Origin of the sequence: Paraburkholderia pallida, from assembly GCF_004524855.1 — a bacterium.
Taxonomy (GTDB): Bacteria; Pseudomonadota; Gammaproteobacteria; order Burkholderiales; family Burkholderiaceae; genus Paraburkholderia; species Paraburkholderia oxyphila.
On record NZ_CP038148.1, the window covers coordinates 2,411,547 to 2,432,831 of the forward strand.

Annotated in this window: 16 protein-coding genes; 6 read left to right on the plus strand and 10 right to left on the minus strand. The window is 63.2% G+C overall.

The window, feature by feature from the left end; genetic code table 11:
- Positions 1–177 precede the first annotated feature (177 nt).
- The 4 genes from E1956_RS10965 to E1956_RS10980 all read left to right on the plus strand — a co-directional run bounded on the left by E1956_RS10965 (position 178) and on the right by E1956_RS10980 (position 6,732).
- Complete coding sequence (locus E1956_RS10965; RefSeq protein ID WP_134748791.1) at positions 178–1,299, plus strand: efflux RND transporter periplasmic adaptor subunit; 1,122 nt, start codon at positions 178–180, stop codon at positions 1,297–1,299.
- Positions 1,296–4,442: an efflux RND transporter permease subunit gene (locus E1956_RS10970; protein WP_134748793.1), complete on the plus strand. Its 3,147-nt coding sequence runs from the start codon at positions 1,296–1,298 to the stop codon at positions 4,440–4,442. Before E1956_RS10965 ends, E1956_RS10970 begins: the two co-directional genes overlap by 4 nt.
- 14 nt (positions 4,443–4,456) lie before the next feature.
- A complete protein-coding gene (locus E1956_RS10975) occupies positions 4,457–6,004 on the plus strand; it encodes an efflux transporter outer membrane subunit (protein WP_134750521.1) in 1,548 nt (515 codons plus the stop codon).
- Positions 6,005–6,312: 308 nt separating this feature from the next.
- Entirely contained in the window at positions 6,313–6,732 is a 420-nt protein-coding gene (locus E1956_RS10980) for a YfiM family lipoprotein (RefSeq protein ID WP_134748795.1), read from the plus strand.
- Positions 6,733–7,223: 491 nt separating this feature from the next.
- On the opposite strand, the gene E1956_RS10985 is transcribed toward E1956_RS10980, so the two are convergent.
- The 10 genes from E1956_RS10985 to E1956_RS11030 form a co-directional block, all read right to left on the minus strand.
- Positions 7,224–8,813: a T6SS phospholipase effector Tle1-like catalytic domain-containing protein gene (locus E1956_RS10985; RefSeq protein ID WP_134748797.1), complete on the minus strand. Its 1,590-nt coding sequence runs from the start codon at positions 8,811–8,813 to the stop codon at positions 7,224–7,226.
- Between the two features lie 2 nt (positions 8,814–8,815).
- A complete protein-coding gene (locus E1956_RS10990; RefSeq protein WP_134748799.1) occupies positions 8,816–9,340 on the minus strand; it encodes a DUF3304 domain-containing protein in 525 nt (174 codons plus the stop codon).
- Positions 9,341–9,445: 105 nt separating this feature from the next.
- Positions 9,446–10,393, minus strand: coding sequence for a T6SS phospholipase effector Tle1-like catalytic domain-containing protein (locus E1956_RS10995; protein WP_232071103.1), 948 nt, complete (start codon positions 10,391–10,393; stop codon positions 9,446–9,448).
- A 2-nt stretch (positions 10,394–10,395) separates the two neighbouring features.
- On the minus strand, positions 10,396–10,896 hold the full coding sequence (locus E1956_RS47680) for a DUF3304 domain-containing protein (RefSeq protein WP_134748801.1): 501 nt from the start codon (positions 10,894–10,896) through the stop codon (positions 10,396–10,398).
- 2 nt (positions 10,897–10,898) lie between these two features.
- Complete coding sequence (locus tag E1956_RS11005) at positions 10,899–11,372, minus strand: DUF3304 domain-containing protein (protein ID WP_134748804.1); 474 nt, start codon at positions 11,370–11,372, stop codon at positions 10,899–10,901.
- Positions 11,373–11,463: 91 nt separating this feature from the next.
- Positions 11,464–12,003, minus strand: coding sequence for a DUF3304 domain-containing protein (locus E1956_RS11010; RefSeq protein WP_134748806.1), 540 nt, complete (start codon positions 12,001–12,003; stop codon positions 11,464–11,466).
- Positions 11,973–13,388: a DUF4123 domain-containing protein gene (locus E1956_RS11015; protein WP_134748809.1), complete on the minus strand. Its 1,416-nt coding sequence runs from the start codon at positions 13,386–13,388 to the stop codon at positions 11,973–11,975. Before E1956_RS11015 ends, E1956_RS11010 begins: the two co-directional genes overlap by 31 nt.
- Positions 13,388–15,718 (minus strand): type VI secretion system Vgr family protein, encoded by a 2,331-nt coding sequence (locus E1956_RS11020; RefSeq protein WP_134748811.1) that lies wholly within the window; start codon positions 15,716–15,718, stop codon positions 13,388–13,390. Before E1956_RS11020 ends, E1956_RS11015 begins: the two co-directional genes overlap by 1 nt.
- A 637-nt stretch (positions 15,719–16,355) precedes the next feature.
- The gene (locus tag E1956_RS11025) at positions 16,356–18,857 is read right to left on the minus strand and encodes a penicillin-binding protein 1A (RefSeq protein WP_134748812.1); all 2,502 of its coding nucleotides are present in this window, start codon (positions 18,855–18,857) and stop codon (positions 16,356–16,358) included.
- Positions 18,858–19,061: 204 nt separating this feature from the next.
- A complete protein-coding gene (locus tag E1956_RS11030) occupies positions 19,062–19,358 on the minus strand; it encodes a hypothetical protein (RefSeq protein WP_134748814.1) in 297 nt (98 codons plus the stop codon).
- 139 nt (positions 19,359–19,497) lie between these two features.
- Here E1956_RS11030 and E1956_RS11035 point away from each other — a divergent pair, with 139 nt between their 5' ends.
- Together E1956_RS11035 and E1956_RS11040 are read left to right on the plus strand one after the other, a co-directional pair.
- A complete protein-coding gene (locus tag E1956_RS11035; protein ID WP_134748816.1) occupies positions 19,498–20,139 on the plus strand; it encodes a plasmid mobilization protein in 642 nt (213 codons plus the stop codon).
- 354 nt (positions 20,140–20,493) lie between these two features.
- Entirely contained in the window at positions 20,494–21,174 is a 681-nt protein-coding gene (locus E1956_RS11040; RefSeq protein WP_028216281.1) for a PspA/IM30 family protein, read from the plus strand.
- Positions 21,175–21,285: the final 111 nt, after the last annotated feature.

Below are 21,285 nucleotides of genomic sequence, written 5' to 3' on the forward strand. Positions count from 1 at the left end.
CAGCCAGCACGGCAAACGGTGCCTGTGCGCATGCATTCCAGGCATGTCGAGGTCCATGTGAATCGTTGCGGTCGCGGCGCATCGAGCAGGATGCGTAGTCAGTGCAGTGGGTTCGTCGAACCCGTCCAGTCCATCCCGTCCGTCCGGCAAGTGCCGCAGCGCGGCGTGGCGCGCCTCATGGGCCCGGTTGTCTCGTTGATCGCACTCTGCGCGCTCGCCGGCCTCGGCGCCTGTGGGAAGAAGCCGGAAGCGGCGCTCTCGCCGCGCCCCGTTGTTTCGATGATCGTCCATCCCGATGGCCACGGTGCGTCGGCCATCTGGCCCGGCACCGTGCAGGCACGCTATGCCACCCCGCTCTCGTTTCGCGTGAACGGCAAGATCGTCGAGCGCAGCGTGCGCCTTGGCGACACCGTCAAGCCTGGCCAGGTGCTCGCGCGCCTCGATCCGGCCGACTACGACAGGAATGCCGCGAGCGCGCAGGCGCAATACGATGCGGCACTGCATCGCTTTGCATTCGCGAAGCAGCAGCTCGATCGCGATAGCGCCCAGGCCCAGGCCAACCTCATCGCCCGCGCGCAGCTCGAGCAAACGCAGGATGCCTATGCTTCGGCCGTGGCGCAGCGCGACCAGGCACAGCAGCAGCTCGCGCTCGCCCAGGATCAGCGCCGCTACACCCAGCTCGTGGCCGATCACGCCGGCATCATCACCGCCGAGAACGCCGACACCGGCCAGAACGTGCAGTCCGGCCAGCCCGTCTACCAGCTCGCGTGGAGTGGCGATGTCGATGTCGTGAGCGACCTGCCCGAGAACGCCATCGGCGCCCTGCACACCGGCGACGCGGCACAGGTCACCCTGCCCGCGCTGCCGGGCCGCCACTTTGCGGCAAGCGTGCGCGAGCTGGCCGCGGCCGCCGACCCGCAAAGCCGCACCTGGCGCGTGAAGCTCACGCTCGAGCAGCCGGGCCCCGACGTGCGCCTCGGCATGACCGCGAACGTCGCGCTCACGGCCAACGCCGCCAACGCCGCCGGTGCCGCACAGGCGGACAGCGGAGCCTTCACGATCCCCGCCACCGCGCTCTTTCACGACGGCAACGCACCCGCGCTGTGGATCGTGCAAGGCGCGGACAACGTGCTGCAACTGCGCCGCGTGAGCGTCTCGCGCTACGACGCGCGCACGATCACGATCACGCAGGGCCTGAAGGACGGCGAGCGCATCGTCTTGCAAGGCGTGCACACGGTCACCGCGGGCGAGAAAGTGCACCCGATTGCGCCGCTGCATCCGGAGGATTTCGCGTCATGAGTCAGCTCGGCGGCCACGAGCCGGGCTCCGATCACGAAGAGGGGCGCTTCAATCTTTCGGCGTGGGCGCTGCGCCATCAAGCGCTCGTGACCTTCGTGATCGCGCTCGCCACGATCTTCGGCGCGCTTTCGTATACCCGCCTTTCGCAGTCCGAAGATCCGCCCTTCACGTTCCGCGTGATGGTGATCCAGACCTTCTGGCCCGGCGCCACCGCGCGCCAGGTCGAGGACGAAGTCACCAACCGCATCGGCCGCAAGCTTCAGGAAACGCCGTATATCGACTTCCTGCGCAGCTACTCGCGCCCCGGCGAATCGCTCGTGTTCTTCACGATGAAGGATTCCGCCCCCGCGGACGAGGTGCGCGAGACCTGGTACCAGGTTCGCAAGAAAGTGGGCGACATCGCGCCCAACCTGCCGCCCGGGGTGCAGGGCCCGTTCTTCAACGACGAATTCGGCGACGTCTACACGAACATCTACACGCTCGAAGGCGATGGCTTCTCGCCCGCGCAACTGCACGACTACGCCGACAACCTCCGCGAAGAGCTGTTGCGCGTGAAGGACGTCGGCAAGGTCGATTATTTCGGCGATCCGAACCAGCGCATCTACGTGGAGATTCCGAATGCGCAGCTCACGCGCCTCGGCATTTCTCCCACGCAGATCGGCCAGATCATCGGCGCGCAGAATAGCGTGGCCGCGGCAGGCACGCTCACCACCGCCGACGACCGCGTATTCGCGCGTCCGAGCGGCCAGTTCACCGATCTCAAGGCGCTTGCGGACACGCTCATCAACGTGAACGGGCGCAGCTTTCGCCTCGGCGACATCGCCACGATCCGGCGCGGCTACGACGATCCCCCCGCCACGCAAATGCGCTTCCAGGGCAAGGCCGTGCTCGGCATCGGCATCACGATGCAGTCCGGCGGCGACGTGATTCGTCTCGGCAAGGCGCTCGACCAACGCACCGACGAACTGCGCCGCGAGCTGCCCGCGGGCCTGAAGCTCGTGGAGGTATCGAGCATGCCCGACGCGGTCTCCCGTTCCGTCGACGACTTCGTCGAGGCGGTGGCCGAAGCCGTGGGCATCGTGCTCGTCGTGAGCCTCGTCTCGCTCGGCGTGCGCACCGGCATGGTGGTCGTGATCACGATTCCGATCGTGCTCGCCGTCACCTCGCTCGTGATGTATCTGTTCGACATCGGCCTGCACAAGGTCTCGCTCGGCACGCTCGTGCTCGCGTTGGGCCTGCTCGTGGACGACGCCATCATCTCCGTGGAAATGATGGCCGTGAAGCTCGCCCAGGGCTGGAACCGCACGCGCGCCGCCGCGTTCGCCTACACGAGCACGGCGTTCCCGATGCTCACCGGCACGCTCGTCACGGTCGCGGGCTTCCTGCCCATCGTGCTCGCGAAGTCGAGCACCGGCGAATACACGCGTTCGATCTTCCAGGTCTCGGCGATCGCGCTGATCGCCTCGTGGTTCGCCGCCGTCGTGCTGATTCCGCTGCTCGGCTACCGGCTGCTGCCCGAGCGCAAACCGGACGCCGGCGCGCAACCCGGCGACCATCACGAAGATGACATCTACGACACGCGCTTCTACCACCGCCTGCGCCGCTGGGTCGGCTGGTGCATCGAGCGCCATATCGTCGTGCTCGGCCTCACCGTCGCGCTGTTCGTCGTCGCGCTCGCGAGCTTCACGCTGATTCCCCAGCAGTTCTTCCCTAGCTCGGACCGCCCCGAACTGCTCGTGGACGTGCGCCTGCCCGAGGGCGGCTCGTTCGACGCCACGCTGCGCGAAACGCAGCGCCTCGAACAGGCGCTGAAGGGCCGGCCCGAGATCGACCACTCGATCGACTTCGTCGGCACGGGCGCGCCGCGCTTCTATCTGCCGCTCGATCAGCAATTGCAGCAGCCGAATTTCGCGCAGTTCGTCATCACGGCAAAGTCCGTGAAGGATCGCGAGAAGCTCGCGAGCTGGCTCGAAACGAAGTTGCGCAACGACTTCCCGGCGGTGCGCACGCGCCTTTCCCGCCTCGAAAACGGGCCGCCGGTGGGCTATCCCGTGCAGTTCCGCGTGAGCGGCGACGACATCGCGACCGTGCGCGGCATCGCCGATCGCGTGGCCGCCGCCATGCGCGCCGACCCGCGCACCGAGAACGTCAACTTCGACTGGGACGAGCCCGCCGAACGCTCGCTGCACTTCGAGATCGATCAGCAAAAGGCGCGCGCGCTCAACATCTCCTCGCAGGATGTCGCGAACTTCCTGCAGATGACCTACTCCGGCTACACCGTCACGCAGTACCGCGAGCGCGACAAGCTCATCAGCGTGGACCTGCGCTCGCCCGCGAGCGAACGCGTGGACCCGGCCCGCATGCTCTCGCTCGCGATGCCCACGCCGAACGGACCGGTGCCGCTCGGCACGATCGGGCACCTCGAGAACACGCTCGAATATGGCGTGATCTGGTCGCGCGACCGGCAGCCGACCATCACCGTGCAGGCTGACGTGCGCCAAGGCGCACAAGGCATCGACGTCACGCATGCGCTGCAAAAGCAGCTCGAGCCGATCAGCGCGGCGCTGCCCACCGGCTATCGCATCGCGGTGGGCGGCTCGGTCGAGGAAAGCGCGAAGGGCCAGGCGTCCATTTTCACGCAGCTGCCGGTGCTCGTGATCGCCGTGCTCACGCTGCTCATGATCCAGTTGCAAAGCCTCTCGCGCGTCATGATGGTCGTGCTCACCGCGCCGCTCGGCCTGATTGGCGTGGCCATCGCGCTGCTCATCTTCGGCGAGCCGTTCGGCTTCGTCGCGATGCTCGGCGTGATCGCCATGTTCGGCATCATCATGCGCAACTCGGTGATCCTCGTGGACCAGATCGAGAGCGACATCCGCGCCGGACACAAGCGCTTCGACGCCGTGGTCGGCGCAACGGTGCGGCGCTTCCGCCCGATCATGCTGACGGCCGCCGCCGCCGTGCTCGCGCTGATCCCACTGGTGCGCTCGAACTTCTTCGGGCCGATGGCGACCGCGCTGATGGGCGGCATCACGAGCGCGACCGTGCTCACGCTGTTCTTCCTGCCCGCGCTCTATGCCGCCGCGTTCCACGTGCGCAGCAGCGAAACCGACGCGCCCCGCCCCAACGCGGAGAACGCATCATGATCGATTCCGCGCCGATGAAGAAGACACGCCGTCCACACACCTCGACTCCAGCGAGTCCGCGCACGTGCGCGGCCGCGCTTTGCGCGTTCCTGGTGAGCGCCTGTGCATGGGGACCGGGCGGCGCACCGCCCGCGATGCCCGAGCCCGCGCACTATGGCGTAGAGGCGCAGCCGGCGCAGACCGTCGCCGCGCAAGGCGTCGCACAGCAGTTCGTGACGGGCGCGCAACCCGTGCCGCAATGGTGGACGCTCTACGGCTCGCCCGAGCTCGATGCGCTCGTCGACGAGGGCCTCGCGAAGAGCCCGAATCTCGCTTCCGCCGATCACAGCCTGCAGGCCGCGCGCGAGCAGTTGCGCGGCCAGGTCGGCAGCTCGCTGCTGCCGACCGTCGACGCGCTCGGCACGGCGCAGCGCCAGCGCGCGCCGGGCATCCCACAGCTCGGCATCGACAAGCTGCAGTACGACGTATTCGCGGGCCTCGTCGAGGTGCGCTACTCGTTCGACATTTTCGGCGCGTCGCGCTTGAACAACGCCGCACTCGCCGCGCGCGTGAACATCCAGGCGTTCCAGTACGAGGCGGCGCGCCGCGCGCTCGCGGCAAACATCGTCGCGAGCGCGCTGGGCGTGGCCACGCTGCACGCGCAGATCGACACGACCGAGCAGCTCGTCGCGCTTGCCAACGCGCAGGCCGACGACATGCAAAAGCGCTATGCGCTTGGCGCGGTCTCGCATACCGACCTGCTCAATGCGCAACAAAGCGCGGCTTCGATTGCGCTCAACCTGCCCGGGCTGCGCCAGCAACTCGCGGCGCAGCGCCACGCGCTCGCCGTGCTGCTCGGCCGCACGCCCGACGCCGCACCACCCGATCTCGACCTCGCGAGCCTCACCTTGCCCGCGCAGGTGCCTGTCGTCGTGCCGTCGGAGCTGCTCAAGTCGCGGCCCGACATCGAGGCCGCCGGCGCGGCGCTGATCGCCGCCTCCGCCGACGTGGGCGCCGCCACGGCGCAGATGTTCCCGAGCATCTCGCTCTCGGCGGGCCTCGGCCAGGCCGGCTTCAGCTGGCCCGTCGTGACCTCCGGCGTGGGCGCGCTATGGGCGATCGGCGCCACGCTCACGCAGCCGATCTTCCATGGCGGCGCACTCCTCGCCCAGCGCCGCGCGGCCCTGCAGTCGTATGACGCGGCGAACGCGTCGTACCAGCAGACCGTGCTCGCGGCGTTCCAGGACGTCGCCGACCGGCTCGCCGCGCTCGAGCACGACGCGCAGGCGCTCGATTCGGCCAGCACGTCGGCGCAAACCGCGCAAGGCGTCTATGAGGAGACGAATGCGCGCTACCAACTAGGCGCGGTGCCCTACTACGCCGTACGCCAGAGCGAGCAGCAATGGCGCAATGCGCGGCTCGACGAAGTCCGCTACCGCGGCGTACGGCTCTCGGATACGGCGGCGCTGTTACAGGCGATGGGACAGCCGCCGACGGGCGTGGATGCCCCGGCTGCGAACGCGCAAACGCGTGCTGCGAATGGCGCGAACGCCACAGCTGCGCCGGCACCGGCGCGAGACTAGAACACGCATTCAGACCCGATGCGCGCGAGCCAGAAATAGAACAACGCCCGCGCCGCGCGCACGCCATCCCGGTCTCTTCCCGCTGCCCCTTCTCTGGTCTCGATCGCCCATATCCGTCGGAAAGATCTGAGCCCTAATTTCAAGATATAGCTGTTACACTGCGTCGCAAATCGAGATAGCAAGCACGATTTAATTCGGATTACTACATAAATCACGCACGCGCTATCCGGAGACCGGTCGTTGCATGCTCGGGCTGCCCGTGCAGTCCAGACACGCAACGACGCACCACAATCTCGACGACATCGATCATGGCACTCGTATCGAATCGCGGCCTGAGTGCCGCAGTGCTCCTCGTGGCCAGCGCCGCCGCGCACGCGGACCTTCAATGCTCAGGCACGCGCGGCGGCTTCCGCTTCGAGTCGGATAGCTGGACCGGCACCGACAAGCTCGAGCACTTTGCCGTTTCCGCGCCGTTTGGCGCGTTCGGTGGCTGGCTCACGCGCGACACCGATCATCCCGTGGTCTACGGCACGCTGATCGGCACGATGCCGGGGCTCGCGCTGCAGGTGCTGGACGGCACCTGCCCGACCGGCGGCTTCTCTTACAAGGATCTCTTCGCCGATACGCTCGGCGCGCTCACGGGCGCCTGGCTCGCGCATTGGGCTCTTATCTACTCGCGCGAGCCGCACAGCCGAACAATCGGTTTGCAGTACGACGATACGTTCTGAAGTGCTCCGAAGTGCTCCGAAGTGCTCCGAAGTGCTTCAAAATGCTTCGGGGTGCTTCGGTGCTCGCAAGCCCTTGCGGATCAGTGAGTTAGCTTCGCTCTCCAGACGTTATCAACAGGGCCTTCAACAAAAACTGTGGATAACGGAGCATTGCGCCCGCGCCGGGCTTATCCCCACTTTTTGTTGAAAAGTCCGTGGATAACTCCCCCTCCACGGCCCTGAGCCCCACGCCACAAGGCTTTGCGGACCATGTGGGGAAAAATTGAGCATTCCCCACACACCGTCAAACATCGTTCCTCCACGTTTCCCGGATGCAGAACAAGCGCGGCAGCGCTTGCTTCCACGCTCGCGGATGAACCGGCCGATGTCGTGCCCGATCAGTTTCCAGGGTCCGCAGGCGACGTTGGCCTTAAAAATACGGTCGCACGCCATTCGATTGCTCATGCTTCATGGCCGGCACTCCCTATGGCTGTTCAGTATGAACCCGGGACTCATTGCTGCCATGGCGAATCTGGCACGCCCGCCTGCAACGACTGGCCGGGTGTGTATCCGCCCCCCGTTGCGCTCGCATCGACCTGTGATGTATCCAACACAGGCTGCTGCTTCTCAGCGGTCTGCACTTCGCCAGATGGATCGAGGATGAGCCGCCTTGTCAGGTACCTCCCACGCACAATCGGCACCGTGAATCCCGCACGCGAATCGTGGACGAAGGTATCGAAAAAGTGGATCAGGCTATGTGACAGTTTGGGGGGATTGAGCCATGCCTGGTAATAGGCTTCATCTTCGGGGGGAAGCGGCACCGGCTCGCCGGTCAGCTTGACCCGTTCCTTGTATTCGGTCGGGTCGCTTTTCGCCAGCGTTTGCATGTAGCTGCGCCAGTTCAGGTCGCTGGCCTGGGGATCGATGGACGACATCGATTGCCGCAGTCCAGCCAGTTCCGCTTTGGCTTGAGCATCGGCCTGTCCGTCTGCTGGCACCGCGCAGATTCCCTCGTAAACCTTGCATGGGTCCGTGTTGTAGCGCGCACTGAGCCAACCATAGTAGAGCCGCATGTGCGCAGCAATCTGTTCCTCCAACGTACCGCTGACATCGACCGCGCGCATGTACTCATCGAAGCCGTCCTTCACCGCCTGATCGTAACCGCACATGGCGCTGACATTGGCCCGAAGGTCAGCAGGCGGTGTGAAGGGCACGCCTGCCATCGCGGCTTCGAGGCGCATGCGGTTCAGCGGCAAGCGGGCGAGCATGTCGCTGCGACCCTGCTCGCCAGGGCGATATCCGCCGCCCACGTCCGAATGAACGCCTGGATAGACGATCTCGCGATGCTGGCTGCTGGTACTGCCGAGCGGGGTCAGCGCAAACGCCGTGCGGATTTCATCGGCGGCAATGAGATGCAGGCAGTTTTCGACCGCATCGGGGATCGCCATCTTCATGCCCGACAGGTTATGTGCGGGCACGCCAACCGACTCGACGGTATCGAAGATGCCAAGAAAGCGGAAATGGATCGGGGCCGCGTTGCCATCGAGCGCTGTCCGGCACGGCCAGTAGGGCTGGCCGTCGCGGTACTCGCACTTGTCGAGGATGCGATTGACAAACGCGCGTGCGAGTGCCGCCCCGCGCGAGAAGCCGAAAACGGCCACGTCGATGCGGATTACACGATGGTTGTCGTTTAGTGCAGTTCTAAATTGCTCTTCCGCCAAATTTAGGCGCGCGTCTGCGCCCGCACTAGTTCCTCCGCCCAACGCCTCGCTGTCGCGCACAGCGCGGATCCAGCCCGGATTACTCGCGTCCAGCGGCGTACCGACACCGGGATAATACAGTTTGACGATAAGCGGTCTATCGTCAATATGCCCATCGAACAGCCGCGAGACATTGGACCATTTCTTCTTTTCTGCATCGAGAGACCTGTTATTCCCCGTACCGTCGAAGAAAAAACTGAACCACGGCTGCTGCTCGCAAGTCGCGCATGCCCTGAATTCCTCCGCATACAGTTCGGTCATGGTCTTGTACGTCTGCTCAAACGTCTCATGACTGTCCGTGAACCAGTCTTGCATCAACTCGCTACTATTTTCGCCGCTCATTCTTATTCCCCCATATGACGCATCACGTGCTCACCAAAGAAAATTCGGTCACGTCGTGGGCTTCGCGGTCCGCTAACTGGCTCAGAGATAAACTCAACTTCCAACTGTTGTGTCGGGAAGAACCGCACGATCAGATAGTTATGTGACGTTCCCGATATTGGCTGTGAACCAGTTACGACGACATCCTTCGTATAGGTACGCTTCCTGGCGGGATCGTCGTCGTCCGTTTCTTCGTTCCAAGTGATGCGGAGACTCTCTCCTGGACCGGGTAACACAGCGCAACATTCAACTCCCCCCGTTCCTCCCTTATTAAAAGGTTTTGCCTCACCGCCGAGTCCCAACGGCTTACCCGTCGTGTCGTAGAACGAGTAGTCAACGTACTTGTCGGTGTAGTTCGCGGTATCGGGAGCCATCATGTACCCTCGTTGAGTTCCGATGGCACAACCTCCAATCACCACCAGCAGCGCGAGCGCTGCCATCGCCTTTTTCAGCCCTCCCATCTTTTGCTTCCCCCTGCCTTGCGCCATGCGTCCTCGTCCCGGTACATGATGACCAGCTGTTCATATCTCCCGAATCTCACTTCCAGCGGGCCCGAATGGTCACCCGGCGGCACCTCGCCCTCTACCGTCACCTCACACTCCTGTGGTGGCGCTGACATTGGCCCGAAGGTCAGCAGGCGGTGTGAAGGGCACGCCTGCCATCGCGGCTTCGAGGCGCATGCGGTTCAGCGGCAAGCGGGCGAGCATGTCGCTGCGACCCAGCTCGCCAGGGCGATATCCGCCGCCCACGTCCGAATGAACGCCTGGATAGACGATCTCGCGATGCTGGCTGCTGGTACTGCCGAGCGGGGTCAGCGCAAACGCCGTGCGGATTTCATCGGCGGCAATGAGATGCAGGCAGTTTTCGACCGCATCGGGGATCGCCATCTTCATGCCCGACAGGTTATGTGCGGGCACGCCAACCGACTCGACGGTATCGAAGATGCCAAGAAAGCGGAAATGGATCGGGGCCGCGTTGCCATCGAGCGCTGTCCGGCACGGCCAGTAGGGCTGGCCGTCGCGGTACTCGCACTTGTCGAGGATGCGATTGACAAACGCGCGTGCGAGTGCCGCCCCGCGCGAGAAGCCGAATACGGCTACGTCGATACGAATTACACGGTGATTCTTTTCAAGGGCCTTGCTCAGATCACCTTCTGCCAGTTCTAGCCGCGCATCGCTTCCCGCACCTGTTCCGCCTCCCAGTACTTCACTGTCACGTACTGAACCAATCCAGTTAGGATTGCTCGCGTCCAGCGGTGTGCCAACGCCCGGGTAGTATCGCTTAACAATTAGAGGTTCATCCAGAATATGCCCATCGAACAGCCGCGCGATGTTCGACCATTTCTTCTTTTCAGCATCGAGGAACCTGTTATTTCCCGTACCATCGAAGAAAAAGCTGAACCACGGCTGCTGCTCGCAGGTCGTACACGCACGGAACTCCTCGTCATACAATTCCGTCATGGTCTTGTACGTCTGCTCGAACATTTCATGACTATCCGTGAACCAGTCCTGCATCAGCGCTTGCCCGTTCTTATCGTCCATTTTTACTCCCCCATGTGACGCATCACGCTCCGACCGTAAAAAATCTGGTCGAGTCTCGGGCTTCGGCCGCCTCCCTTTGACTCTGACACAAACTCGACTTCTATCTGGTGCGCCGGAAAGAAACGCGTGATTACATAGTTATACGAATCTCCGGGAAGGGGCGGCGAGCCAATTACTACTACGTCGCGCGAATAGTGGAAGGTCCTGCTTTCACTGCGACCCGGCGTTTCCTCATCCCACTCCACCCGGACCGTCTGCCCCGGACCGGGTAGAAAGGCGCAGCACGCGCCCCCTCCTTGTCCGTTTTTGCTGAAGGGATTGGCACTACCGCCCAACCCCAGGTTCCGGCCTTTCGTGTCGTAGAACGTATATTCAACGTACATCTCGGTATAGTTGGCTGACAGTTCGCGAACCTGTACATATTCCCGTTGGGCCCACGCTGAACACCCGCTCAACGTGACCAGCAGCGTAAGCACGGCCACGGTCCTTTTCAGTCCATTCATCTTTATTCCCACATATAACGCATCACGCTCCGACCGTAAAAAAGCTGGTCGAGTCTCGGGCTTCGATCGACTTCTATCTGATGACCCGGAAAGAATTTTGTTATTACATAGTTGTACGAATCTTCTGGAAGGGGATGCGATCCAATTACTACTACGTCACGTGAATAGTGGAAGGCCTTGCTGTCATTGCGACCCGGCGCTTCCTCATCCCACGCTACACGCACGGTCTTTCCAGGGCCTGGCAGCGGAGCACAGTATTCAACCCCGCCCGTCCCACCCTTGCTGAAGGGAGTAGCACACCCACCCAGTCCTAAGTTCCTGCCATTTACGTCATAAAACGTGTAATCAACATACATTTCGGTATAGTTTGCTGTAACTGCCGTAGCGTTGACATTTTCTTGCTGACCCAACGCTGAACAGCCAGCAGTCATCGCAAGCAGCACAAGCGCCGCCATCGCTTTTTTCAGTCTTCTCATATTCGTTCCTTCTCTTCCGTCTGCTCGAACGTCTCATGACTGTCCGTGAATCAGTCTTCCGTCAACTCGCTACTATTCTCACTGCTCATTTTTATTCCCCCATGTGACGCATCACCTTCCGGCCGTAAAAAAGCTGATCGAGCCTCGGGCTCGGTGGTCCATTTCCTACGTCTTCGCTTGCTCTCGATACAAGTTCGACTTCTATCTGCTGGCTTGGAAAAAATCGAGTAATTAGATAGTTATACGAATCGCTTGATACGGGAGTCTGACCAATTACCACTACGTCACGTGTATAGTGACGCTTCTTGCTTTGGTCGAAGTCGGTGTCTTCCTCGCCCCACTCCACACGTATGGTCTGTCCGGGACCGGGTAATAATGCACAGCAAGAGCGTCCTCCCGCCCCCCCCTTGCTAAACGGCTTGGCATCCCCACTTAGCCCGACACTCTTGTCATTCGGGTCGTGAATCGCATAGTCAATGTACATCTCGGTGTAGTTGGCAGACCGCTCACTAACCTCAACATATCCCTGCTGCCCCAACGCCAGGCAGCCAGCAGTCGTCACCATCAGCGCGAGCGCTGCCACAGCCTTTTTCAGCCCCTTCAGTGTCTGCGTCTCCCGGCCCTGCGCCATGCGTCCTCATCCCGGTACATGGCAGCCGTCTGTCCGTATCTTTCAAATCTCAACTCCAGCAGACCAGACCCGTCATCCAGCGGCATGTCGCCTTTCACCGTCACCTCACGCTCACGAGGTGTCCGGTAGGTCGTTCCGCTCGGCAGCGCATCCAGGTCGTCCCAATGCAGCATCAGCCTTTCGCCCGGCAATGGCGACAGCACGGCATCCCGCTGCACCACCGCCCCGTCGTCAAATGCCGCACCGAGGAACTGTGGGTCCACATCCCGGTTTCCTGGCAGCTCGAAGCTCAGGCTCCGCAGGGGCTTGCCACTGGCATTCACGATCCGCACGCGCACGCCGATATGTCCGATTTTCTTCAGTGCCTCGTATTGCCTGTTCTGTTCTTCGCACCGTTTGCGCTCGACCTGCGCCTGCATGCGCTGTGGTGCGCTTTGTGCCAGATCGCGCCACACCCCCTTGCCCACACGCCGGAAAGCAGGTGCAAGCGGTTCGCCCTGCGCAACGGCATCAGCCAGCACCGCGCCAAGTTGCGGATGCCGGTCGTAGTCCACCTGATAGCGCAATCCGTAGGCCACGAATGTCGCCATATCCGCTGGTCGGCTCAACCCGTGTTCAAATGCACGTTGGACCAGCGGCACAATTTCCGCCATCTGGCGGTTGTGATGAGGCCCGGTGGCTGGAATCATCCGGGTCTGCCGAAGCCACGCATGGACCTGCGCGGGCATCGCTCCCCGCTGCAACGCCGCCACCACGTCAGCGGGAACCGGCAGCACCTCCCAGCCACGCGGCACTGGCAAACCTTCACCCGCGAGTTCGATCAGTTCGCCATGAACGTCCAGCATCCACCACGCATGGAGTGGGCCGAACATGTATTGCCGTGTAGCCTCGGGTTGCCGCTCATGGAGCACTTTCAGATGCGAGGGGTGATAAAAGAAAAACCAGGCGTCCTCGCCATCGGTCCCAAGGCGGGCATGCAGCAGTGTCTGCAAATGCTCCACCAGCGTATTGATATTGTGCGGCGTCCAGATCCACGTCACGCGCGAAGTATGGTTCCGTGCCCGCGACAGTAACTGCAGGAATATGTCCGTATCGGGATCGGCCTCCCACAGCCTGGTGTCCGTCAGCGGTTCGTCGCTGCGCAGGTCTGTCATCGCCAGCAGCACCGGACCTGTTGCCTCCAGCGTATCCAGCCCCGAGCCTGCATACAGCGATACGCCGCGCAGGTCGCCAGGGTACTGCCTTTCACGTGACGCAAGTCCGGCCTGGTCGAGCAGTGCATAAAGATGGACAGGCTGCCGAGCCTCATCCAGCTCACGATACTTCGCGCGAAAACGCTCCAGCATGGCCTTCTGGTAATCAAGGTCTTCGAGATAGTCGTCCATTACACGTCCATCCTTGCGAAGGGCACACCGGACTGGCTTGCACGCAGCGCACACTGCGTCGCCGCGGGCTGGGGCAGTTCCGGCAATTCGACCTGCATTTGGGTGGCACCCTGCTTCTGGATCGTGATGACTTTCAGGAACAGGTCATTGGGACCGCCGAGCGTAATGCTGCCGTCCTTCATCTGGATAAACGCGCCGCCCGATTCGAGCGTAAGTTCGGTCTTCGCAACGATGCGCGCTACGCCATTGACGCTCGCTATCGTCAGGTCCTGGTCCGCATCGAGCGACATCGGGCCTCCCTGCGCCTGTATCTCGACGGGGCCTTTAGCCGCAAAAGCCTTGAAACCGGCCTTCTGCACGAACAGCGAAATCTTCTCACCCGCCGCCACCGTCCAGCGTTTCAGCACGCTCCAGTCGGCGTTCTTCCCGGCCACCGTGTTGATGTTCTCCTGGGCCGCGAACTGGATACCCCCGCCCGCCACGATGGCCGCCGACGCGGGCGTGCCCGCGAGGAGCCCCGGCTTCTTCAGGCCGTCGAAGTCCTCCTTCATCTGCTGCTGCGCGTCGGTGTCGGCAGGTTCGGCCTTCGCGCTACTGGCGGACGCAGCCAGCGCCTTCGCGGTCGCCAGCGCACTTTCAAGCTGCGCGATGGTCTCCTGCATGTCCAGTTGCCTGCCGGTCGCGGCGGGGCGGTCGTATGCCGTCAGGAGCAGGCCCTTGCCTGCGCGGTTGACGCCCCAGCCCGAGGTCCGGACCTCATAGCCCTCACCCCGGTATTCGAGTTTCTGGTTCACCAGATAGCCGAGATTGAGCTGCGACTTGCCCGAGTGTTCCGTGCTGAGCTTGATGCCTTCCTGGCCCGCCCAGTCCTCCATGCGCAGCTTGTTGTTCTTCTGCGTGCGGATCATGTTGCGCGAGAGCCAGCGCCGGTCGTTCGTGATGAGGTCACGCGCCTGGCTGTGGTGGTGAAACCCGCAAATTTCCGGCTTGTCAGGGTCTCCATCCCGAAATTGGATTACTGCCTCGTCGTTGTCGAGCGCGACCATGTGCATGCCGGTATGCAGCTTGCCCGCGAAGGGCTTGGCCAGGCGCAGCGGCACGCTTTCGCCACCCTTCGGCCAGGTGCCGAAGTCAGCATCCAGGCGCACCACGTAGTAGCCGACAGAATTCAGGTAGCCATAGGTATATTTGTCCGGACTGCAAATCCGCGCGCTGAGTGTGCCCGAGATGCGAGCCCAGGTTGCCGGTTTGAACTGGAGCCGGAAACGCCGGTCAGCGGGAATCGCCCTGAAGCGATTCGTATAGGGCCGGTCACGCGCTCCGCTGTGCCTGACCTCGATCGCGACCTGGCCTTTGGGCGCATCAGGCAGGACAAGATCCGTCTCCAGCACACTTGCACACTGCAACGCCAGTACGTTACTCTCGCCTTCGTAGATGATCTGCCTTGCTAGGGCCGCCTCGTGGCGAAGTTGCGCCTCCCACTTCGCCCCGGCCTGGTCGAGGTGATGTGTGCCGTAAATATAGGGCTGACCATACGTGGTCGAATCCTGCGGGGCAAGGTTGGCGCTGTCCCGAAAACGTTCCCAAGCGCTTTCCGGGTTGTAGTCGGCCACGGTGTACGACTGTGGCACTGTCTCCGCGTGGGTCTTCAGCATCGTCACCGCTTCCACGCCGCCCGATTCGAGTCCCGCCGCCTCACGGTACGGCACAATGTGCTGAGGCTCGTCATAGAGATAGTGGTCAATGTCATCAGCGAACACGACCTGATCGCCGTACTCAGATTCCTCGATAAAAGAGTAGATGCCCTCTTTCTGCATCAGCATCTGGACATAGGCCAGATCGGTCATCTGATGCTGGAAGCGCCACGCATGCATCGGATACTTGCGGCGCAGCCGGAACGAGATCAGGTGATCTGGAATACCGTGCCGACGTAACACCGCCCGGATAATGTCGGGCGCCGATTGATGTTGATAGGTTTGGGTCGTCGTGACTGCCGCCAACCGTCCGAAGTGCGATTTGAGGACAAACTGGTGTTTCGTGAAATCGTGCGTCTTCTGGATGGCCGAGACGCGTTCGAGGTAGCCTGAAAACTTCTTCACGCTCCCGTCTTCCGCCGTGATGGTGAAAACGGCATCTAGATTCAGGTAATCCGCGCGAGGCAAATGCTCGGGATGCGTTGCCTCGATCATCACTGTGGTCGGTTCCCCCATCGCCTCGGTGGCCGTGAACGACACGACCGACAGTTCCGATGCGCTGGCCGTTCCCGGAACCTGCAGGCGATACGCCTGCCTGCCTGTGATGTTCTGATGCAGTGAATCAAACTCCGCCATGCCTTCAGTTCTCCTTTTCAAGACTGACGGATCGCGATGCGGGCCTCCGCCTGTTTGCACTCCCAGAAGACAAAAAAATAGAACATCTTTGGGTGCATGGGTGATACCGGAACCAGATGCTTGACGTGGCGCAAAGCCACCACAGCCAGCAAGTGACCTGTACCCTCTGGACAACGAAGCAACGATTATTGCCCCGTTGGCACGCACGCCTCAAGCTGCCTTATGCGCTCATGGAGGTCGTCAATCTGGCTAGCGGCAAGCGACGCACGCAACTCCGCCACGACGATATACCGGATCAGGTCGTCTCTCCGGCCCTGGTTCCAGGAAGGTCCGTGTGGAAAAGATTTGGCTCAGCGCGGAATCCGTCAGGCGAACATCCAAGTTGTTGAATGTAAGCAGAACAGGTGCTTATGGGCGTAGTGCGCGGCGGGGCGAACTTCTCCACAGTTTTTGTTGAAGGCCCTGTGGAAAAGCCCTGGGCAACTTACCCAAGTCCTTGACGCACAAGGAAAACGGCGCACCCAAACAAAACGCGGCACACCGTTGCCGGTGTGCCGCGTTCAAGTCTTCAATACGAGCGGGTCTGCGCAAGCAGGTCCAACCTGCCAGGCAACCCGAATCGTTCAACGAGCGTCCATCAAGGCTTGTTCGTCTCGAACAAATCCATGATCTGCTTGCGCTCGCTCGAGGAAACGCTCGGCGTCAGGCCGCCCGTCCCCATGCTGCCGGTCGCGCCGCTCGCGTCGCTAGCCGCCCCCGCCGGGTTGCCCGATTCCATGCCGATCGCCGAGACGAAGCCGGCGCCCGGCGTCGCATCGGAGTAGTACAGCTCGCCACCGATCGTCGTGAGTCCCTCCGGCATCTGCGGCTCTTCCTGCGGGATGCCGCGCAGCGCGCGGTTCATGTAATCCACCCAGATCGGCAACGCGAGCTGCGCACCGAACTCGCGGCTGCCGAGGCTCTTCGGCTGGTCATAGCCCATCCACGCCACGGCCACGAGGCTGCGCTGATAGCCGGCGAACCAGCCGTCGTGCGCGTCGTTGGTCGTACCGGTCTTGCCCTGCAGGTCGTCGCGGTGCAGGACGTTCGTGCCCGCGCCCGTGCCGGCCGTCGCCACCGAATGCAACAGGCTGTTCATCACGTACGCGTTGCGCGGCGAGAGCGTCTGTGGCGCATTCTGGCCCGCCACGAGCGGCTGGGCGCGCAGGATCGGCTGGCCGTGCGCGTCGTCGACTTCGGCGATCAGGTACGGGTTGATCCGGTAGCCGCCGTTCGCGAACACCGAGTACGCGCCCGCCGACTGCAGCGGCGTGACGAGGCCCGCGCCCAGCGCCATCGGCAGGTACGGCGGCGTTTTGTCCGCGTCGAAGCCGAAACGTTGCGTGACATAGTCCTGCGCGTACTTCGTGCCGATATACGAGAGGATGCGGATCGACACGAGGTTCTTCGACTTCTGCAGCGCGAGGCGCATCGTCATCGGGCCTTCGGGGAAGTCGTCGTCCTTCGGCTCCCACGCGTCGCCGCCCGGCGTGCTGGGCGGGAAGTACAGCGGCGCATCGTTGATCATGGTCGCCGGCCCGAGACCCTTCTCGAGCGATGCCGAGTAGATGAACGGCTTGAAGCTCGAGCCCGGCTGGCGCCACGCCTGCGTGACGTGGTTGAACTTGTTCTTGTTGAAGTCGAACCCGCCGATGAGCGCGCGGATCGCGCCGTCCTGCGGCGTGAGCGAAACGAGCGCGCCTTCGACCTGCGGCAACTGCGTGATCTGGTAGTCGCCCTTCGCGTCCGTCATCAGGCGCACGATCGAGCCCTGCCGGATGCGCAACGCGTTCGACGCGCGCGCCGAAAGACCGCCTGCGACGAAACGCAGGCCATCGCCCGTGACGGTGATCTGGGTGCCGTCGAGCAACTGCGCGGTGACCGACTTCGGACTCGCGTCGATGACCACGGCGGAGACGATGTCGCCGTTGTCGGGGTGATCGGTGAGCGCGTCGTCGATGGCCTGGTCGCGGTCGTCGCCCGCGGCGGGCAACTGCACGAAGCCTTCGGGGCCGCGATAGCCGTGTCGGCGCTCGTAGTCCATCACGCCCTTGCGCACTGCCGCGTAGGCCGCGTTCTGATCGGCGGAATCGATCGTCGTCGTGACCGTGAGGCCGCGCGTATAGGTCTCGTCCTTGTACTGCGAATACATCATCTGGCGGACCATTTCCGCGATGTACTCCGCATGCACGCTGTACTCGGTGCCCGCGGTGCGCGTATGCAGCGGCTCCTTGATCGCCTCGTCGTACTGCGCCTGGGTGATGTAGTTCAGATCCAGCATGCGCTTGAGGATGTACTCCTGACGGATCTTCGCGCGCTTCGGATTGACGATCGGGTTATAGGCGGACGGCGCCTTCGGCAGGCCCGCGAGCATCGCCGCTTCGGCGAGCGTGATGTCCTTCAGGTCCTTGCCAAAGTACACGCGCGCCGCCGCCGAGAAGCCATAGGCGCGCTGCCCCAGATAGATCTGGTTCATGTACAGCTCGAGGATCTGGTCTTTCGTGAGCGCGCGCTCGATCTTGTAGGCGAGCAGCATCTCGTAGATCTTGCGCGTATAGGTCTTCTCGCTCGAGAGGAAGAAGTTGCGCGCGACCTGCATCGTGATCGTGCTCGCGCCCTGCGACGCGCCGCCGTGCATCAGGTCGGCGACGCCCGCGCGCAGGATGCCGACGAAGTCCACGCCGCCGTGCTCGTAGAAGCGGTAGTCCTCGATCGCGAGCACCGCTTTCTTCTGCACGTCGGGGATGTCCTGGAAGCGCACGAGCTGGCGCCGCTCTTCACCGAACTCGCCGATCAGCACGTGGTCGGCGGTGTAGATGCGCAGCGGCACCTTGGGCTGATAGTTGGTGAGCGCATCGAGCGAGGGCAACTGCGGCCCCATCACGACGAGCGCATAGCCGACGATCAGCGCGCCCACCACGCAGAGCGTGGCAATCAGGCCGGCGAACCAGAGCATGAGCGACGCGAAAAACGAGCGGCGGCGCGGCTGCTCGTCGCGCGAGTCCTGACGGCGCTGCGGCTGGCGTCCATTGTTGAAGGAGGGTTCCCGATCGTCGTTCGGGTAGTGCGGCGTGGAAGGCGGTCGTTTGATGATAGGCATGACTGGAATGATTGGCGCGTGCGTGCTGCGCCCCCGGCTGCGCGCGGCTCGCGCGCATAGATCTCGATCCTGGCGTCATGGCGCCAATGCGGCGTGTGACGGCGCCGCATTCTTGAACGGAACGCGGCGCCCTGGCGTGACCGGCAACGCCCCCGTCCGGCCACGCGGCGCGCATGTTCGGCGCGCCGTCGCAAGGTTACTCTTTCAATACCCTTTCGCATGGGCGCCTCTGCGGGAAGCACCCGTGCGAAATGTAACAGCGCATTCTAAATAATTCGTGCGCGGGCGGTCGGGCTTTTTTTGTAAGAGTTTCTTGAGAACAGGTCTGCGACCCTCTTTTTTCTCCCAGGGTGACGGCACCTTGCGCCAACCTGCGCGTTCTCTGGAGAAAGTTGCGAAGCGAATCGGCACGCGGATCTGCGATGCACGGCGCTCTGGTTTGCGCGTGAAACATTGTTGCGCCACGGGCGAGCGATACGCACGCATCTTCGCGTTGCGCATCGCGCGTCTCGTCATATGATGGAAAAGTTACTGCACGCCCTGCTCGCCTTGCTCGCCGGCCAATACGAACGACGCCATTTGCCGCCGCACGCATGCGGGATCCGAGTTCACTCGAAGCCGATCCAACGGCCAGCCGACCATGAACAAGCCCAGCGAACGCATCGTCGTCTTTGTCACGCCCGCTCAAAAGCGTGCGATCTCCGCCTCGGCCGATGAACTCGGCATCAGCATCAGCGAACTGATGCGCCGCGCCGTGCTCGCCTTTAGCGCCACGAGCGACCAGGTGAAGGCGGCGAGCATCGTCGACCGGCTGAATGCGCCACGCGAGCCCGACGTGCTCGCGCAAGTGCTGCGCAAGGCGGCAAAGCCGCTGCGAGCCGGGCGCGCGGCGGGGCTGCGGCCGGCTGTTGCGCAGCCTGCGGCGGCAGACGCGCAAGTGGATGGCGAGGCGGCCGTGCCGCTTGCCTCCGGGACCATCGCGCCAGTGCCCACCGAAAGCGGCGACAACGCGGCCGCGCTGCCCGCGAGCGGCACCGGGCCGGACACACGCAGCCCCGTACACGAATTGGCCCAGGCCGTTGCGCGCCTGTCCGGCGAAGCGGCTCAGGCGGCGGAGGATACCGAAGCGCAAAGAGGCGCCGCACGCCCCGAGGACGCGCATCGCGAGGACGCCGAACCGCTGCAGCCGCGTGGCGGTACACCGTTCGCGCACGCCGCACGTGACGAGGAAGAAGACGCGCCCCGCAACGATCCCGCGCCCGATGCAGGCAAATTCGCCTGATGCCCGCGACCCGCGCCAGCCGCGCCGCGGCCGCATGGCCTTTAAGTCCCTTTTAAGAGACCCCGTGGTGTAATATCCGCGAGCGATGCGCCAGGGCCAGCGAATCGGCCCAATGTGTGGCGCAACGGTTAAAACGGTTAATTTAGCGGTGTAGGCCTGTTGCAATTGGCAAAAGCGCCCCGAATTTCGCGCAGCATGCGCGGCTCGCACAAAGCGGCGTAAGCTAAACGCGAGATTGCCGGGCGTGCCGATCGTGTCCGCCGCAACGCTTTGCGACGCCACGCGAACGCCGCACACGCGCATCGCGGCCCGCTGCACAACGGCGGGGCCGATCTTATTTCACCGGAGGAATTCATGTCGCTTTTCGACTCCATCTCTCGCACGGTCAAGGGTCTCTTGAACGACGCCGCCGACTCCGTGCAAGACCCGTCGCGCGACGCGCGCCAGATCGTGCGCGAACTCGACGACAGCATCGGTCGTGCAGAGAACTCGCTCGTCGAGATCCAGGCGCAGGTCGCGATGCAGCAAAGCAAGCGCGACGTGGCCGCGGACAAGGCGAAGAAGTATGAAGACGGCGCGAAGCGCGCGCTGCAATCGGGCGACGAAGCGCTCGCACGCGAAGCGCTCGGCGCCCAGGCCACGGCCGAAGCCGAACGCGACGCGCTCGCGGCCGAGCTCGGCAAGCTCGAACCCTCGGTCGATCAACTGAAGCAGCAGATCGACGACATGCGCTCACGCCGCAACGACCTCAACGCGCGCTCGAACATCCTGCAGGCGAAGCAGCAGATCGCCCAGGCGAAGGATGTGGCGGCCACGGCGCTCGGCGGTATCGGCGGCAAGAATCTTTCCGAGGACTTCCAGAAGCTCGAAGACAAGGTGAACCTGTCGAACGCGCGCTCGGACGCCCGCCTGAATTCGGCGGATACTTCAAGCGGCAAGGCGCTCGACGACAAGCTCGCCGCGCTGAACAAGGGCCCGTCGGTGGACGACCGCCTCGAAGCCCTGAAAAAGCAGCTCAATACGCCGGCACAGTAAGTGCGCAGGGCGTAACGGATGCGGCGCGGCCAGCGGGCTTCTGGCGCGCACCGCGCCGCATCCACGTTTCGTATGTCATGGAGACGGGCGACAAGCCGCCCGGCCGGCAAC

What these genes read in the sequence shown, in the direction of transcription:
- E1956_RS10965 (WP_134748791.1), top strand. Translation starts at nt 178, where the DNA reads ATGGGCCCGGTTGTCTCGTTGATCGCACTCTGCGCGCTCGCCGGCCTC.
- E1956_RS10970 (WP_134748793.1), top strand. Translation starts at nt 1,296, where the DNA reads ATGAGTCAGCTCGGCGGCCACGAGCCGGGCTCCGATCACGAAGAGGGG.
- E1956_RS10975 (WP_134750521.1), top strand. Translation starts at nt 4,457, where the DNA reads ATGAAGAAGACACGCCGTCCACACACCTCGACTCCAGCGAGTCCGCGC.
- E1956_RS10980 (WP_134748795.1), top strand. Translation starts at nt 6,313, where the DNA reads ATGGCACTCGTATCGAATCGCGGCCTGAGTGCCGCAGTGCTCCTCGTG.
- E1956_RS10985 (WP_134748797.1), bottom strand. Translation starts at nt 8,813, where the DNA reads ATGAGCGGCGAAAATAGTAGCGAGTTGATGCAAGACTGGTTCACGGAC.
- E1956_RS10990 (WP_134748799.1), bottom strand. Translation starts at nt 9,340, where the DNA reads ATGGCGCAAGGCAGGGGGAAGCAAAAGATGGGAGGGCTGAAAAAGGCG.
- E1956_RS10995 (WP_232071103.1), bottom strand. Translation starts at nt 10,393, where the DNA reads ATGGACGATAAGAACGGGCAAGCGCTGATGCAGGACTGGTTCACGGAT.
- E1956_RS47680 (WP_134748801.1), bottom strand. Translation starts at nt 10,896, where the DNA reads ATGAATGGACTGAAAAGGACCGTGGCCGTGCTTACGCTGCTGGTCACG.
- E1956_RS11005 (WP_134748804.1), bottom strand. Translation starts at nt 11,372, where the DNA reads ATGAGAAGACTGAAAAAAGCGATGGCGGCGCTTGTGCTGCTTGCGATG.
- E1956_RS11010 (WP_134748806.1), bottom strand. Translation starts at nt 12,003, where the DNA reads ATGGCGCAGGGCCGGGAGACGCAGACACTGAAGGGGCTGAAAAAGGCT.
- E1956_RS11015 (WP_134748809.1), bottom strand. Translation starts at nt 13,388, where the DNA reads ATGGACGACTATCTCGAAGACCTTGATTACCAGAAGGCCATGCTGGAG.
- E1956_RS11020 (WP_134748811.1), bottom strand. Translation starts at nt 15,718, where the DNA reads ATGGCGGAGTTTGATTCACTGCATCAGAACATCACAGGCAGGCAGGCG.
- E1956_RS11025 (WP_134748812.1), bottom strand. Translation starts at nt 18,857, where the DNA reads ATGCCTATCATCAAACGACCGCCTTCCACGCCGCACTACCCGAACGAC.
- E1956_RS11030 (WP_134748814.1), bottom strand. Translation starts at nt 19,358, where the DNA reads ATGCGCAACGCGAAGATGCGTGCGTATCGCTCGCCCGTGGCGCAACAA.
- E1956_RS11035 (WP_134748816.1), top strand. Translation starts at nt 19,498, where the DNA reads ATGAACAAGCCCAGCGAACGCATCGTCGTCTTTGTCACGCCCGCTCAA.
- E1956_RS11040 (WP_028216281.1), top strand. Translation starts at nt 20,494, where the DNA reads ATGTCGCTTTTCGACTCCATCTCTCGCACGGTCAAGGGTCTCTTGAAC.